At 65.8% G+C, this 13,901-nt stretch carries 17 protein-coding genes; 11 read left to right on the plus strand and 6 right to left on the minus strand.

Annotated elements, in window-relative coordinates; genetic code table 11:
• Window positions 1-42 precede the first annotated feature (42 nt).
• From ACQY4Y_RS19795 to tmk, 4 genes are all read left to right on the plus strand, one after another.
• Window positions 43-1,023, plus strand: a complete 981-nt coding sequence (locus ACQY4Y_RS19795; protein ID WP_428492301.1) for a lytic murein transglycosylase — start codon at window positions 43-45, stop codon at window positions 1,021-1,023.
• 137 nt (window positions 1,024-1,160) lie between these two features.
• Complete coding sequence (locus tag ACQY4Y_RS19800; protein ID WP_428492302.1) at window positions 1,161-1,958, plus strand: RlpA-like double-psi beta-barrel domain-containing protein; 798 nt, start codon at window positions 1,161-1,163, stop codon at window positions 1,956-1,958.
• Window positions 1,959-1,972: 14 nt separating this feature from the next.
• The gene (locus ACQY4Y_RS19805) at window positions 1,973-3,187 is read left to right on the plus strand and encodes a D-alanyl-D-alanine carboxypeptidase family protein (protein ID WP_428492303.1); all 1,215 of its coding nucleotides are present in this window, start codon (window positions 1,973-1,975) and stop codon (window positions 3,185-3,187) included.
• A 22-nt stretch (window positions 3,188-3,209) separates the two neighbouring features.
• Window positions 3,210-3,830: a dTMP kinase gene (gene tmk, locus ACQY4Y_RS19810; RefSeq protein ID WP_428492304.1), complete on the plus strand. Its 621-nt coding sequence runs from the start codon at window positions 3,210-3,212 to the stop codon at window positions 3,828-3,830.
• Window positions 3,831-3,872: 42 nt separating this feature from the next.
• Here the strand turns inward: tmk and ACQY4Y_RS19815 are convergent, their stop codons facing one another.
• From ACQY4Y_RS19815 to ACQY4Y_RS19825, 3 genes are all read right to left on the minus strand, one after another.
• Window positions 3,873-5,057 (minus strand): ABC transporter substrate-binding protein, encoded by a 1,185-nt coding sequence (locus ACQY4Y_RS19815; protein ID WP_428492305.1) that lies wholly within the window; start codon window positions 5,055-5,057, stop codon window positions 3,873-3,875.
• Window positions 5,058-5,239: 182 nt separating this feature from the next.
• On the minus strand, window positions 5,240-5,887 hold the full coding sequence (locus ACQY4Y_RS19820; RefSeq protein ID WP_428492306.1) for a glutathione S-transferase family protein: 648 nt from the start codon (window positions 5,885-5,887) through the stop codon (window positions 5,240-5,242).
• A gap of 131 nt (window positions 5,888-6,018) precedes the next feature.
• A complete protein-coding gene (locus ACQY4Y_RS19825; RefSeq protein WP_428492307.1) occupies window positions 6,019-6,909 on the minus strand; it encodes a cyclase family protein in 891 nt (296 codons plus the stop codon).
• Between the two features lie 231 nt (window positions 6,910-7,140).
• Between ACQY4Y_RS19825 and ACQY4Y_RS19830 the strand changes: the two genes are divergently transcribed.
• The 5 genes from ACQY4Y_RS19830 (at window position 7,141) to ACQY4Y_RS19850 (ending at window position 10,601) form a co-directional block, all read left to right on the plus strand.
• Window positions 7,141-8,352, plus strand: a complete 1,212-nt coding sequence (locus tag ACQY4Y_RS19830; protein ID WP_428492308.1) for an MFS transporter — start codon at window positions 7,141-7,143, stop codon at window positions 8,350-8,352.
• A 60-nt stretch (window positions 8,353-8,412) separates the two neighbouring features.
• Entirely contained in the window at window positions 8,413-8,643 is a 231-nt protein-coding gene (locus tag ACQY4Y_RS19835; RefSeq protein ID WP_428492309.1) for a hypothetical protein, read from the plus strand.
• Window positions 8,640-8,873, plus strand: a complete 234-nt coding sequence (locus tag ACQY4Y_RS19840; protein WP_428492310.1) for a DUF29 family protein — start codon at window positions 8,640-8,642, stop codon at window positions 8,871-8,873. The genes ACQY4Y_RS19835 and ACQY4Y_RS19840 overlap by 4 nt, the downstream gene beginning before the upstream one ends.
• 54 nt (window positions 8,874-8,927) lie before the next feature.
• Complete coding sequence (locus tag ACQY4Y_RS19845; RefSeq protein ID WP_428492311.1) at window positions 8,928-9,080, plus strand: hypothetical protein; 153 nt, start codon at window positions 8,928-8,930, stop codon at window positions 9,078-9,080.
• Window positions 9,081-9,257: 177 nt separating this feature from the next.
• A complete protein-coding gene (locus ACQY4Y_RS19850; RefSeq protein WP_428492312.1) occupies window positions 9,258-10,601 on the plus strand; it encodes a class-II fumarase/aspartase family protein in 1,344 nt (447 codons plus the stop codon).
• A gap of 202 nt (window positions 10,602-10,803) precedes the next feature.
• Here the strand turns inward: ACQY4Y_RS19850 and ACQY4Y_RS19855 are convergent, their stop codons facing one another.
• Window positions 10,804-11,223: a TIGR03668 family PPOX class F420-dependent oxidoreductase gene (locus tag ACQY4Y_RS19855; RefSeq protein WP_428492313.1), complete on the minus strand. Its 420-nt coding sequence runs from the start codon at window positions 11,221-11,223 to the stop codon at window positions 10,804-10,806.
• A gap of 77 nt (window positions 11,224-11,300) precedes the next feature.
• On the opposite strand from ACQY4Y_RS19855, the gene ACQY4Y_RS19860 reads away from it, so the two are divergent.
• Window positions 11,301-11,885, plus strand: a complete 585-nt coding sequence (locus tag ACQY4Y_RS19860) for a hypothetical protein (RefSeq protein ID WP_428492314.1) — start codon at window positions 11,301-11,303, stop codon at window positions 11,883-11,885.
• A gap of 36 nt (window positions 11,886-11,921) precedes the next feature.
• Here the strand turns inward: ACQY4Y_RS19860 and mazG are convergent, their stop codons facing one another.
• A complete protein-coding gene (gene mazG / locus ACQY4Y_RS19865; RefSeq protein WP_428492315.1) occupies window positions 11,922-12,728 on the minus strand; it encodes a nucleoside triphosphate pyrophosphohydrolase in 807 nt (268 codons plus the stop codon).
• A 117-nt stretch (window positions 12,729-12,845) separates the two neighbouring features.
• On the opposite strand from mazG, the gene greB reads away from it, so the two are divergent.
• Window positions 12,846-13,358 carry a transcription elongation factor GreB gene (greB, locus tag ACQY4Y_RS19870; RefSeq protein WP_428492316.1) on the plus strand — a complete coding sequence of 171 codons (513 nt, stop codon included), beginning with the start codon at window positions 12,846-12,848 and terminating at the stop codon, window positions 13,356-13,358.
• 224 nt (window positions 13,359-13,582) lie between these two features.
• On the opposite strand, the gene ACQY4Y_RS19875 is transcribed toward greB, so the two are convergent.
• Entirely contained in the window at window positions 13,583-13,867 is a 285-nt protein-coding gene (locus tag ACQY4Y_RS19875; protein WP_428492317.1) for a hypothetical protein, read from the minus strand.
• Between the last annotated feature and the right edge of the window lie 34 nt (window positions 13,868-13,901).

The raw sequence follows: 13,901 nt of genomic DNA on the forward strand, positions 1-13,901 counted from the left end.
TCCGATTGCTCCGGCGCGGGTCGGCATGGCAGGAACCGCCCCATGCCGACCCGCCCCATGCCGACCCGCCGATTTCTGCTGGCGAGCGCTGTTCCCGCGCTAACGTCGGCACCCGCCCTGGCAAACCCCGTCGATGGTTTCCGCGGCTTTCTCAACAGCGTAAGGGCCGAGGCAAGCCGGGCGGGCATCCGGCCGGCCACGCTGGACAGCGCCTTCGCCGGTGTCGCGCCGAACCAGAAAGTGCTGGATCGCGACCAACATCAGCCCGAGTTCACGCTGACCTGGGCGCGCTATCGCGGCTTGGTTATTACCCAAAAGCGCATTATCGCCGGCCGCCAGGCGGTCGCCGCGAACCGAATGCTGTTCCAGCGCGTGGAACAGCGCTACGGCGTCAATGCCGCCCCTATTGCCGGCATTTGGGGCCTTGAATCCAGTTTCGGCACCGGCACCGGCGATTTCCGGGTGGTCGAGGCGCTGGCCACGCTGGCCTGGCAGGGCAGGCGCGCCAGCTTCTTCCGCGGTGAATTGATGGCGGCGCTGAAAATCCTCGACCACGGCGATGTCGCACCCAACGGAATGACCGGATCCTATGCCGGCGCGATGGGTCAGCCGCAGTTCATGCCGACCAGCTATCTGCGCTACGCGGTCGATTTCGAGGGCAACGGCAGGCGCGACATCTGGACCAGCCGGCCCGATGTACTGGCCTCGATCGCCAACTATCTGGCACAATCGGGCTGGCGTCCGGGGCAGAGCTGGGGCCAGGCGGTTAGCGTGCCGCCGGGCCTGGACGCGCCCGGACGGGATGCCAGGCGCCCGTTGGCGGAATGGGCGCGGGCCGGCGTCCGACCGGTCGGCGGACGCTGGGTGGCGACGTCGGACACCCCGGCCGGGCTGATCGCACCGGATGGCCCGGGTGGCGAGGTATTCGCCGTGTTCGGCAATTTCACAGCGATCCGACGCTACAATCCATCCGACTTCTACGCCATCGCTGTCGGCCTGATCGGCGATCAGGTGTTGACGTGACGTCGGGCCCCGTCAGCGACCGGATGGGGCCGCCACGATTTATTCCACAGAGCCTGTGCGCGGTGGCCGCGCTTGCCTTAACCCTGGCCGGGTCATGCTGTAGCATGCCCCCGGCGTTGCATCCGGACCCTCACTATGTGCTTGGGAAGCCATATCAGGCCCAACATCATTGGTACTATCCGGACGAAGCGTTCGATCTTGACGAAACCGGTCTGGCCAGTGTGCTGAAGGACGGGCCCGCTCGGCTGACCAGCGACGGAGAGGTGTTCGACCAGACCGCGCTGGCGGCGGCCCACCCCACGATCCAGCTCCCGGCCATTGCGCGCCTGACCAATCTGGAAAACGGCCGCGAGGTGACCATCCGGCTGAACGACCGCGGCTCGGGTGACCCGCACCGCCTGGTCGAAATTACCCGACGCACCGCCCAACTGCTCGAAATGCCGATGAACGGTCTCACCCGCGTGCGCCTGCGTGTGCTGCCCACCGAAAGCCATGCGGCGGTAGACGCACTGCCCGGCGCCCCCAGGCTGGCGCTGACCGCGGCCCCGCGCGGCGGGTTCGAGGTCGCCGAACTGGCACCCCCGCCCGGCGTACGCCAGAGCGACCGGCAGGCATTGCCCGCAACCCAGGTGGTTGCCGCGGCGGAGTTTCAGACCCCCGCGCCGCCACTGCGGCTGCCCGAAACCGTCGGCCAGACGGCGGCGCGGCCGGGGAGGTTGATGGTACGGCTGGATAGCTTCGACGAATATCACTACGCAGCGGTGCAGCGTGCCAAGATGGCCGCCGCCGGCGCTCGGATCGTCTCGGTGCTGGATGGTCGCACACGCCGGTTCCGGGTGGATGTCGGCCCCTTGCCCGACATCGGGCGTGCCGACGCGGTATTGGATCAAGCGCTGGCATCCGGCATTCCGGATGCCAGGATCGTGGTGGATTAGGAGGTACCGTCGAGATGCTGACCCGTCGTCTTGGCTTGCTGGCATCCGCCCTGTTGATCGGAGCGGGACCGGTTCTGGCGCAACCGAAACGGTCGCCCGGGCATGCCGGCCGCAGAGCCAAGGCCGATCCCGCGCCGGCCGCCGGCAGTCCGGCCGACACGCCTCTGGGCCCGGTCGATACCACCGCGCGATGGGCCTATATGCAGGACTACAACACCGGTGCAAGCTTGCTGGAAAAGCAGGCGGACGAGGAAATGCCGCCATCCTCGATGACTAAGCTGATGACCATCTACCTGGTCTACGAGCGGCTGAAACAAGGTCGATTGAAGCTCGACGACGAGTTGCCGGTGAGCGAAAAAGCCTGGCGCATGCAAGGGTCGAAAATGTTCGTCCCGGTCGGCGGATCGGTGAAGGTGGAGGACCTGATCCGCGGCGTCATCGTGCAATCCGGCAACGACGCCGCCATCGTGCTGGCCGAAGCGATCGGCGGATCGGAGGAACAATTCGTCGAACAGATGAACGCCAAGGCCAAGCAACTCGGGCTGACGCATACGTTCTACAAGAACTGCACCGGCTGGCCCGACCCCGAACAGCACATGAGCTGCCGTGACATCGCCACCCTCGCCGGTCATATCATCCGCGACTTCCCGGAATACTACCATTACGATGCCGAGAAAACCTTCCGCTATGACGGTATCGAGCAGGGCAACCGCAATCCGATGGTGCAGAAAGGCACCGCGGACGGCTTGAAGACCGGCCATACCGAAGCCGGCGGTTACGGCCTCGTCGCCAGTTCGAAGCGCAACGGCCGCCGCCTGATCCTGGTGCTGAACGGCCTGGAATCGATGCATCAACGCGCCGAGGAATCCGAGCGTCTGATGGACTGGGGGTTTTTCAATTTCGAGGATGTCATGCTGTTCAGTGCCGGCGACGTCATCGAACACGTCCCGGTCTGGCTCGGTACTCAGCCAGCCGTACCAGTGGTGGCGGGTCGCGACCTGACCGTTACGATGCCGCGCAACTGGCGCAAGAAGGCCTCCGTCAAGCTCAGCTATGATGCGCCGCTGACTGCCCCGGTCGGCAAGGGCGACACGGTCGGCCAACTGACCCTGACCGGCGACGGCGTGCCGCATCTCGATGTTCCGCTGCTGGCGGCGGACGATGTGCCTCGGCTGGGACTGCCGGGTCGCGCCATGGCGGTGCTGTCGAAATATGTGACCGGCACTTGAGCGCGCACAGCCTGGTCGGCGCATGACAGCAGGCCGTTTCATCACGCTTGAGGGCGGCGAGGGTGCCGGCAAGACGACCCAATCCGCCTTGTTGGCGGACGCGCTGATCGCGCTGGGGATGCAGGTCATCCGCACCCGGGAACCGGGCGGCGCGCCGGGAGCCGAACTGCTGCGCGGCATCCTGCTGGACGGGTCGATCGATTGGGTGCCGCGGGCCGAAACGCTGCTGCATTTCGCCGCACGGGCCGAACATCTGGCAAATACCATCCTGCCCGCGCTGCGTGCCGGCAAGTGGGTGGTCTGCGACCGGTTCCACGACTCCACCCTGGCCTATCAGGGCTATGGCCAGGGAGCGGAGCGCGACCTCATTACCCTGCTGATCGACCGCTCAGAGGTGGCGCCGGACCTGACCATCGTGCTGGACCTCGGCGAACCGGTCGCCAGCCAAAGGATCCGCCGGCGAGGCGGTGGCTCCGACCGTTACGAACGCCTGGATGCGGCGTTTCATGCCCGGGTCCGCCAAGGGTTTCGCGAAATCGCCGCCGCCGAACCGAAGCGCTGCGTGCTGGTGGACGCGTCAGCGAATATCGCAGACGTCCACACCGCCATCATGACGGCGGTGCGGACCCGCCTGCTTGATTGATCCAGCCGCTTTGGACCTTCGGCCCAGCGAGCCGGATCTGGATCAATAGGCCAGCGCCTCCTGTTCGACCGGCACCCAGCGGCCGTTCTTCACCACGGTCAGGAACGAGCGGGTCGATCCATGATGCTGATCTGGCCCGAACGAAAACTTCGAGCCGAAGATATCCGTGTAGTCGTGGATGCTCTCCATGCCCTTGATGAAACCGTCGACCGTCAGGTCTTTGCCGGCGTTCTGCAGTCCGAGCAGAACCAGGTGAGCGGCGGTGTATCCGACTTCGCCGTGGAAGTTCGGCTCGCGGCCGTAGCGCGCCTTGTATTTCTTGGCGAACTCCTGCACCGCCGGACGCGGGTCGTCCGGATAGGCGTACAGGGCAGGGGTCATGCAGTAGAAGCCCTCGGTGGCGCCGCCGGGCAGTGACGCGATCGCGGTGTCATAGGACGCGAACTGGCCAACCAGATCGACATTCCAGCCCATCTTGCGCACCGTCTGGATGATGATGTTGGTGTCGCGCACGATGGTGCCCATCATGATCGCGTCACAGCCGGCATCGTGCAGCTTTTCCATCGCGCCGTTGAAATCGGTGTCGGTCGGGCGATGCGCCGTGGTGGCGACGACCTGCATGCCCAGCGCCTTGGTCTCGGCGACCACGCCGGCGAGCACGTCCTTGCCGAAGTCGGAATCCTGATACGACACGCAGAACTTCTTGCGTCCCTTTGTTTGCGCGAAATACTTCACCGCCGACCGCATTTCATCGTAGTACGAAGCGAATTGCGCGAATTTCAGCCGGTTGTAGGGCTCATACATCGACCGCGCGGCGGTCAGCGGAAACATGTTCGGCACGTCCTTGGCGAACTGCGCCGGCATGTTGGCGTCGTTCATCGGCGTGCCGCCGTCGCCGATCGCCAGGAAGATGTCGTCGTTGTTCAGCAGCTTGTTCATCGCCTGAACCGCGCGCGGTACGGTGTATTGCATATCCTCGGCAATGAACTTGATCTTGCGGCCGTTGACGCCGCCGGCGGCATTGGCTTCGTCGAAAGCCATGCGGATGGCGTCGGTGTTGTTGACCCCCTGGACGGCGGTGACACCCGACAGGTCAGAGGCCTGTCCGATAACGATTTCACTGTTGGTCACCCCGCGAGCCGGACTGGCCGCATGCGCCACCGAGACGGTCAGCAACAGACCGCCGGCAAGAACCGGCAGCCATCCTTTCATAGACTTCGACGTCATCGTTTACCCCTTCCCGGACTCGGCCGTACCATCACCGCCAAGACTTTTTGCTTGCCGGGCATTGCCCGGACCGCCGGACGCTAGCCGGGTCCGCGCGGCGCGCCAAGGGCCGACCGTCATGAACCGGGGGCTTTCCGACTGTGGCGCCCCGGCCCGACACCGCGTCAGCCGCGATGCCGACTTCAGTACTCCAGCCTGCCCTCAAGCTCCTGGAACGGGACCATGACGTGCTCGCGATACGCCGGGCGCTTCCGCAGGCGGGCGTACCATGCCGCCACATTCGCCACATCGGGCCGGTCGATGTCCAAGCCGAAGTAGCGATACAGCACCGTGCCGGCCGGGATATCGGCCAGGTTCGGCGCCTCGCCGCCCAGGAACGGCTGGTCCGAGAGCACCCGGTCAAGCAGCCGCATGTGCTGGCCGCAATCGGCGATCTTGGCCGCCACGGCGCGCATGTCCCGCAGCGGCTTGGGCGTGCGGTAGAAACCCCAGAACACGCCGTTGAGGAAGTCGGGCTGCAGGCTGGTCTGTGACCAATCCATCCAGCGCTCGGCTTCGGCACGCCGCGCCGGACCATCGGCCCAGAACCGGTCCCGGCCGTAGGTCGCCGCCAGATAGCGCAGGATGGCGTGGCTCTCCCACACCACGGCCTCGTCGTCCTTGATCACGGGCACGCGTCCGTGCGGGTTCATCGCCAGGAACTCGGGCGTGTCCAGCAGGCCGAAGTCGCCTCCCGCCGGTATGTGCCGGTGCGCGAGCCCGAGTTCGCCGGTCAGCCACAGAACTTTCTGGACGTTGAACGAACTGGTGCGCCCCCAGATGGTCAGCATCGCGTTCCTTTCAGCGCCGTTGTCGGTGCGGGCGGATGCGCTCGCCTTCCGCCAGGGCCTGTGCGCTGAACGAGCATTGCCCGAGCGATCACCGGCGTGGCGATCACCGGCGCGGCGTGGCAAATCATTTCTTACACGATCACCACCGGACGCACCGGCGCACCCGTCGCACCGCGGATCTTGGTCGCCAGCAGGATGAAGCAGGCGGCGTGGATCCGCGCCGCCGCCAGTTCCTCCAGCGCCAGGTTCTCGATCAGGTACACGCCGCACTCCGCAAGGGCGAACTGGTGCACCGGCATCAGCAGTGTCTTATCCGGGTTCGGCAGCACCTCGACCGCCATGTTGTCGGCACCGATCGCCACGATGCCCTGATCGATCAGCCATTTCGCCGCCGGCACGTCCAAGCCCGGTTCACCTTCCAGGTATCGAGCGTTGTCGACGCCGAAGTATCGCCCCCAGCCAGTGCGGATCAGCGCGATATCGCCAGGCTCGACCGCGAACCCGCCGTGGTCGGCGGCGCGCTTCAGGTCATCGGGCGAGACAGTTTGTCCCGGGCCGAGATGCGACCCGCCGGCGACGTCGAACAGCACCGCTCGCGTAATCATCGGCGGCGCATGTTCGATGCCCAAACGGTCCAGACCCCAATCCGTCACCACCTCGGCCGCCGGGTTGCCGTTGTACAGCATCTCTCCGTTGGAAAAATGCCCAAGCGCATCGATATGGGTGCCGACATGGGCGGTCATCTCGATGCGTTCCAGATTGGTCCCGGCGTCGTTGGTCGCGCCCATCCGGCGACGGCGCTTGATGGTGTCGCGCCAGGATCCGAAAATCGACATCAGGAACGGGGTCTGGTTCGGCGCCATGAACGGCGCGCCCATGAAGATGTCGTGGCTCAGGTCCCACACCTGGCCCCGCCGCACCGAGGCAAGCGCCGCCAGCCGCTTTTCCGCGGTCAGCAGATTGCCGGCGCCGATCTGGTCGGTTGGTCCCCACCGCGAGTGGCTGTGTATCAGGTTCGGCATCCTGGTGCTCCGTTTCCGTGGCGGCGACAGCGTGCCATCGCCGCGCCCGGTCGGGCAACTACATCCCAACCGGCCAACCCCAGGTCTCCATCGGCAGGGCAACGGCACCACGACAGGCGAAGACCAGGCGACACCGACCGCATCGCGGACCTGCGATGCAAACTGTCACCACACACTTGTCGCGCCCGCGCGGGGCTGGGCAACCGGGGCCGAGGCAGACATGGTTGTCCGATGTCGGATCTGAAACCGTTCTCCAACGCCCGCCTCTGGCTGTTGCTGGCCGCCGCCTTCGGCACTTTTTCCATCGGCGCCGGCTTCATGTACGCCTATACCGTGTTCCTGGTGACCTTCATCCAGGCCTTCGGATGGTCCAGAGCCGAGGTCTCGATCGCCTATGCGGTGTCGCAGATCGTCAGCGGGATCAGTTCACCGCTGGTGGGATGGCTGGTCGACCGTCTGGGACCGGGACGCCTGATCCTGATCGGCGGCTCGCTGCTGACCGCGGGACTGCTGGCCAATTCCTGGGCGACCCAACTCTGGCACATCGTCGTGCTGTACGGCGTGGTCATGACGCTGGGTGCCAACTGCCTCGGTCTGGTGGTGTTCGTGCCGCTGCTGTCGCGGTACTTCGTGCGCAACCGAGGCATGGCGGTGTCCGTCGTCCAGTCGGCCAACGGCTTTGCCAGGGCGTTCTCGGCGCCGGCCGCGACGCTGATGATCTCGGACCTCGGCTGGCGCGGCGCCTATCTGTGGCAGGGCGTGTTCATGGCCGTCCTGGTGCTGCCGCTGGCCTCGCTGTTTCGTGGCGTGGGGCGGGTCGGGCGTCGCCAGGGCGCTACAGACGCCGACGGCTGGACCGTCCGCCAGGCGGTGCGGACGCCGCACTTCTGGCTGCTGTTCTCGGTCTATCTGTTCACCGGCCTGGGCAGTTTCCTGGTCGCGCTGCATCAACTGGCGTTCGCGGTGAATGTCGGGTTCAACCAGCTCTACGCCGCCGAAGTGCTGGGGACGGGCGCGTTCCTGTCGCTGCCGGGGGTGATCGTGACCGGCACGCTGTCCGACTATGTCGGGCGCGAGGTATCGGCGGTGGTCACCTACGGTGTATCGATCCTGGGGGTGATTTTCGGCCTGCTCATCACCTCGCCCGATCAGCATTTGCTGCTTTGGTTGCACGCCTGCTTCTTCGGGTTGACCTGGGGCGCAAGAGGCCCGGCGATCACTGCCAAGACGGCGGATTTGTTTCCCGGCCCGAATCTGGGCGCGATCCTTGGCGTGATCACCATCGGCACCGGCCTGGGCGCGGCCGGAGGGTCCTGGCTGGCCGGTTACGTGTTCGACACCACGGGCAGCTATCGGGTCGCGTTCAGCCTGTCGATCGTATTCTACATCGCCGGCGGAATCGCCTTCTGGGCGTTGCGGCGCGCCCCGGCAATCCAGGTGTAGTGGACAACCGATGCGCCGGACAGGCATCTTCTTCCCCTGGTCGTCGAAAGCGAGGCCGCCATGTCCGATGTGCTTCTTCCGCTGACGCGGGATTTTCTGGCCTGGCTGGCGGCGCGACCGCGCGACTATGCTGATGTGATGGAGGCCTGGCGCACATCGTGTCCCCGGCTGACGGTATGGGAGGACGCGATCGATGCGGGCCTGGTGACCCGCAGCGCCGACCGACCGATCCGGATCGAACTGACGCCGCGCGGAACGGCGATGCTGGCGGCAAATCGGAGTCTACGATGACCGAGGATGACACCGACATATTGGTCTGGTCCGAACGCCTGGCTGACCCGCTCCGAAGAGTTGCCGCCGGCACGCGAAGCAACGACCAAGTGGATCGGGGAAACATCATCGAGGAAATCGAGAGCGTCGGAAAGGAAAAACACCACGCCGTCGGGTCCCTCCTGCTGCGCGCATTGCTCCATATGCCGAAGGCCGAAATCTGGACGGTGTCGCGTGACGTGGCGCACTAACGCTCCCAAGCACGCGTATTCCGCGCCCAGGCGGCAAACGGCTTCGCGCCGTCGATGCGGCAACGCCTCGATCTGAACCGGATCTATCGCCAGGCACTGCGGGCGCTGCCTGAGACGATCGACGGACAACCTCCCCTGCCAGTCTCTCTGGCGGTGCCGGAGGTCTGCTCGGCGACACTCGACGAATTGCTGGAAGACGGGTCATGACGTGGCTGCAACGGGGCAACCCGGCCAAGCGAATGGCCCGGTCCTGCCGATGAATTTTTCATTCTGACCTCTTCTGCTGCGTGGAGTCCGGCGCACAGGGAAGCCAGGGCTGCCGGCCCGTTGCATCCGGCGACGCTCTCTGGCTAAACCGCTGCCTTGTAACCAGGAGCAGCCGTCATGGCCGTCAACCCCGCCGACAGCCCCATCCTGGGCACGCTCTACGGCAGCGACGCGATGCGAGCGGTGTTCGACGAGTCGCGCTATTTCCAGCGCATGCTCGATGTCGAGGCCGCACTTGCCCGGGTTCAAGGCCGTCTCGGCATCATCCCCGAGGCCGCGGCCCAGGCGATCGTCGCCGCGGCAAGCATCGAAAACCTCCGCACCGAGGACCTCGCCGCCAGCGCCCGCAACGTCGGCTATCCGGTCGTCGGCCTGGTCGCCGGACTGTCCAAGGCGGCCGGAGAGGCGGGGGCCTGGACGCATTGGGGTGCCACCACGCAGGACATCATGGACACCGCCACCGTGCTTCAGGTCCGCGAAGGCCTGGACCTGATCGAAGCCGACCTGGGCGCGATCCTGACTGCGCTGATCGCCCAGGCCGACACACACCGTAATACCGTGATGGCCGGGCGCACCCACCTGCAACAGGGGCTTCCGGTCACCTTCGGCCTGAAATGCGCGGTCTGGGCGATGCCGTTCCTGACCCATCTGGATCGGCTGCGACAACTCAGGATTCGCGTCCAGCAGGTCGAATTCGCCGGCGCCGCCGGGACCCTGGCCTCGCTCGGGGACCAGGGCATCGCCGTGATGCAGGCGCTGGCCGAGGAACTCGATCTGGCGGCCCCGCTCGCCCCCTGGCACGTCTGCCGCGACGCGCCGGCGGAAACCGTCAGCTTCCTCGGCCTGGTTACCGGCTCGTTGGCAAAGATCGCCACCGATATCATCCTGCTGGCGCAGACCGAGGTGGGCGAAGTCGCCGAACCTTATGTCGCCGGACGCGGCCAGTCCTCCACCATGCCGCAGAAGCGCAATCCGATCGCCTCGGAATACATCCTGGCCGCAGCCCGCATGGTCCAGGCCCTGGTCCCGGTCATGCAGGGTGCCATGGCGCAGGACCATGAACGCGCCACCGGCCCCTGGCAGGCCGAGGCGCTGGCGTTGCCGCAAGCCTTCGTCCTCACCCACGGCGCGCTGCTGCACACCAGGGCGATCGCCGAGGGCATGGTGGTCGATGCGGCGCAGATGCGGGCCAACCTCGACCTGACCCACGGCCTGATCGTTTCGGAGGCGGTGATGATGGGCCTGGCCCCCGTGCTCGGTCGCGGCGAGGCGCATCACATCGTCAAACGGGCCTGCGATATCGCCTTGGCCGAGAAACTACCGCTCGCCGATGCGCTGGCGCGAGACCCGGCGGTGTCGGGCCGCCTCGACCGCGCCGCGATCGAGAAACTGATCGATCCGGCCAACTACCTGGGCAGTGCGCAGGGCTTCGTCGACCGGGTCCTGGCCGCCGCACGCTGAGCCCCGACCCAACGCCGGGCCAAGCGCCGGGCGGCGCAAAGCTGGGCCGAGCGCCGGGCGGCGCAAAACTGGGCCGAGCGCCGGACGGCGCCCACGCGGACCTAGCGCGCGATCGCTTTTGGTGGCATCACCAAAAGCGTGAATCGCTCGCTAAAACAATGACTAGCGGGGTATTATCGGGTCAACCAGACACCATAATACCCTAGCCGAGCGCGCCCCATGACAGCACGCGGCGGGTGCGGACCGCGATGACCGGAAGCGGGCCAAGCTTCATCGCACGGTATTGTGGGTAGCGCCGGCGCAACTGCTGTTGTGCCTGGTCGTGCTCTTCGCCCGCGGCCAGGATCTCGGCCGGCCCCCGCAGCATGATCCAGCCCAGCCGGGACCAGTCCTCGTCCCAGACGTCCACCGTCACCGCCACCGCCGGGTTTTCTTCGATGTTGCGGATGCGCTTCGGCTTGATGTCGCCACGTTTCGGTTTCTCGTCTATCGTGATGTAAAGCGACAGCTCGCTCAGGCAGAAACACACCGGCACCAAATGCGGCGCGCCGGCACGATCCGCCGTCGCCAGGTGCGCCACCCGGCCGCGGTCGATAAAACGCCGTTGCACATCACTCAGCATGGCGCCACCATATCGCCGATACCGCCGGACAGCGACCGGTATGGGCGCTGATCGGCCATATTCAGGGAGTAAACACCATGGCCGATGTCGCAACCAGCCAAACGACCGCCAAACTGCCGCGCACACCTCCGCAGATTCTTGGGCCGTTCTATCCGTTCATGCTGACGCCGACCGACAGCGGTGACCTGACCGGTGGCGGCCAGGCCAAGGGCACCATTCTGTATCTTTCGGGACGGGTCCTGGCGGACAATGGCCAGCCGGTGGCCGGCGCCAAGGTGGAGATCTGGCAAGCCAACGCCGCCGGACGCTATCCGCACCCGAACGACGAAAACACCGAGGCTGCGCTGGACGAAAATTTCAACGGTTTTGCCGTGACCAGCACCGACGGGCAGGGACGTTACACGTTCAAGACCATCCGGCCCTCCGCCTATCCGGCGGCTCCGGGGCGGTGGCGACCGGCGCACATCCACTTCTCGGTGACCGCGAAATACGAGCAACTCGTCACTCAGATGTATTTCAGGGGTGACCGCTACAACGAAACCGATAGTTGGCTGAACAGCGCCAGCCGCAAGGACCTGCTGATCACCGACCCGTCGCCGGCCGCCGGCAAGGAGCCGGGGTCGCAGCAGGTGACGTTCGACATCGTGCTGACCCGGGGATAATAGCGGCAGCCGTTCACCTGGCCAGATAGGGCGGCGTCACCGCCGCTCCGCCGCCTTTACCGTCTGCCACCCCGTCTCCATTTCCGCCAGCGACAACTCGGACAGGTTCTTTGCCTCGGCTTCAAAAACACGCTCCATGGCGTTGAACCTGCGGTAGAATTTCTCGTTCGCCAGACGCAGGCAAGTTTCCGGATCCAGATCGAGCTTGCGCGCCAGATTGGCCAGAACGAACAACAGATCGCCCACTTCATCGCTCAAGCGAGCTGGGTCGGCGTCTGAAAGTTCGTCGCGAAGCTCCTGAATTTCCTCGTCAAGTTTCGCCAGAACTTGGTCGGCGTCGGGCCAATCGAAACCAACCCTGGCTGCCCGGGCGGTCAGCTTCAGCGCTCGGGTCAAGGCGGGCAGGGCGGTCGGCACGCCGGCCAGAGTGCCCGATTGCCGCCGCGCCGCCCGTTCGGCGGATTTCTGCACCTCCCAGGCCGCTGTCTGTGCCGAGGCATCGCGCGCGGCGGCTTCGCCAAACACATGAGGATGGCGCCGTATCATCTTGTCACTGATAGATTTCGCGACCTCGGCGAACCCGAAAAGCCCAGCCTCCTCGGCAATCCGAGCGTGATAGACGACCTGGAACAGCAGGTCTCCAAGCTCGTCGGGCAGCGCGGAGAAATCGCGCTGCGCGATCGCATCGGCGACCTCATAGGCTTCCTCGATGGTATAAGGCGCGATGGTCTCGAAGCTTTGCGTCCTGTCCCACGGGCAGCCCGTCGCGGGATCGCGTAACGCGGCCATGATGTCGAGCAGGCGGCGGATTTCGGCTTCAGCCGAGACGGCGGGATCAGACATGGCGCCGCGATATTAGACCCGCTGGTCCGATGCAAGGCCTGTTGGCGCTTGATGCGGCCGGATGTCGGTCATCGCAAGGATTGATCGACACCCGGTTTGTCGGTTGATTGCCGTCGCATGGACGATGAACCCGATGACGCGCCGCCACCGCAACTACCCGGTGGAATATTCCACATGACGCCGTTGGGTCACCAGCGGCTGCAAGCGGAGCTGGCGGCGACCCGCGCCGACCGGCACCGTGTGGTGGAGATCGTTGCCTGGGCCGCCGGCAACGGCGACCGCAGCGAGAACGCCGACTACAAGGAAGGCAAGCGCCGGCTGCGCGAGATTGACCGCCGCCTGCGTTTTCTGATCAATCGTATCGCCCATGCCGAGGTGGTCGACCCGGCGCAGCAGACCCGGCGCGACCGGATATTCTTCGGCGCCACCGTGACCTACGCCAACCAGCGTGACGAGCAAGTCACGGTAACCATCGTCGGCATCGACGAGGCCGACATGGCCGCGGGCAAAATCAGCATCGGCTCGCCGGTCGCGCTAGCTCTGTTGCGGGCCCGGCGCGGCGACGAGGTGTCCGTGCGTACGCCGCGCGGGCCCGAGTTCCTGGAAGTCGTCGACATCACCTACCCATAACCGCCCCCCGATCGGTCGCGGGCGGGTCACGCGCCAGGCTGCCATCTGCTGGCTGTCGCGCGGCACGACACGATCGCGTCCGCCCGTGCGTTGTGTTGTCGTTCTCGGCCGAATCGGACCCGGGATAGTTCGCTCAGGCGGTCACCGCCAGCACGCGATCATAGAAGCGAGAGGCAGGGGCATGCAGGCGTGAAATTCGATTTCCGCCGACTTCCCCCAGCCTGCTAAAGCAACTTGCCGTGCAAGAACCCCAGTGCCGGCAACGGCTGCCACGATCGTGGCAGATCCGACCGTCGGATCGGCCTGACGTGATAGAGCGGCGTCGGCTGGCGGCTGTTGCGCAGGAAGTTGGCGTAGGCATCGACCTGCTGTTCGCGCCAGGCCTTGTCGGCGAGCGCCGCAAGGCGGCTGGAAAACACCTCGGCGACGCGGGTTTTTCGGCCGATCGAGGCGACCACGGCCCACAGCGTGTCGTCGCGATAGTTGTTCAGGCTCACCGGATCCACCATGACCTGAAGGCTGGCTTCTCGCGGGCCGGAAGGC

This window comes from Rhodopila sp., assembly GCF_965277165.1.
GTDB lineage: Bacteria > Pseudomonadota > Alphaproteobacteria > Acetobacterales > Acetobacteraceae > Rhodopila.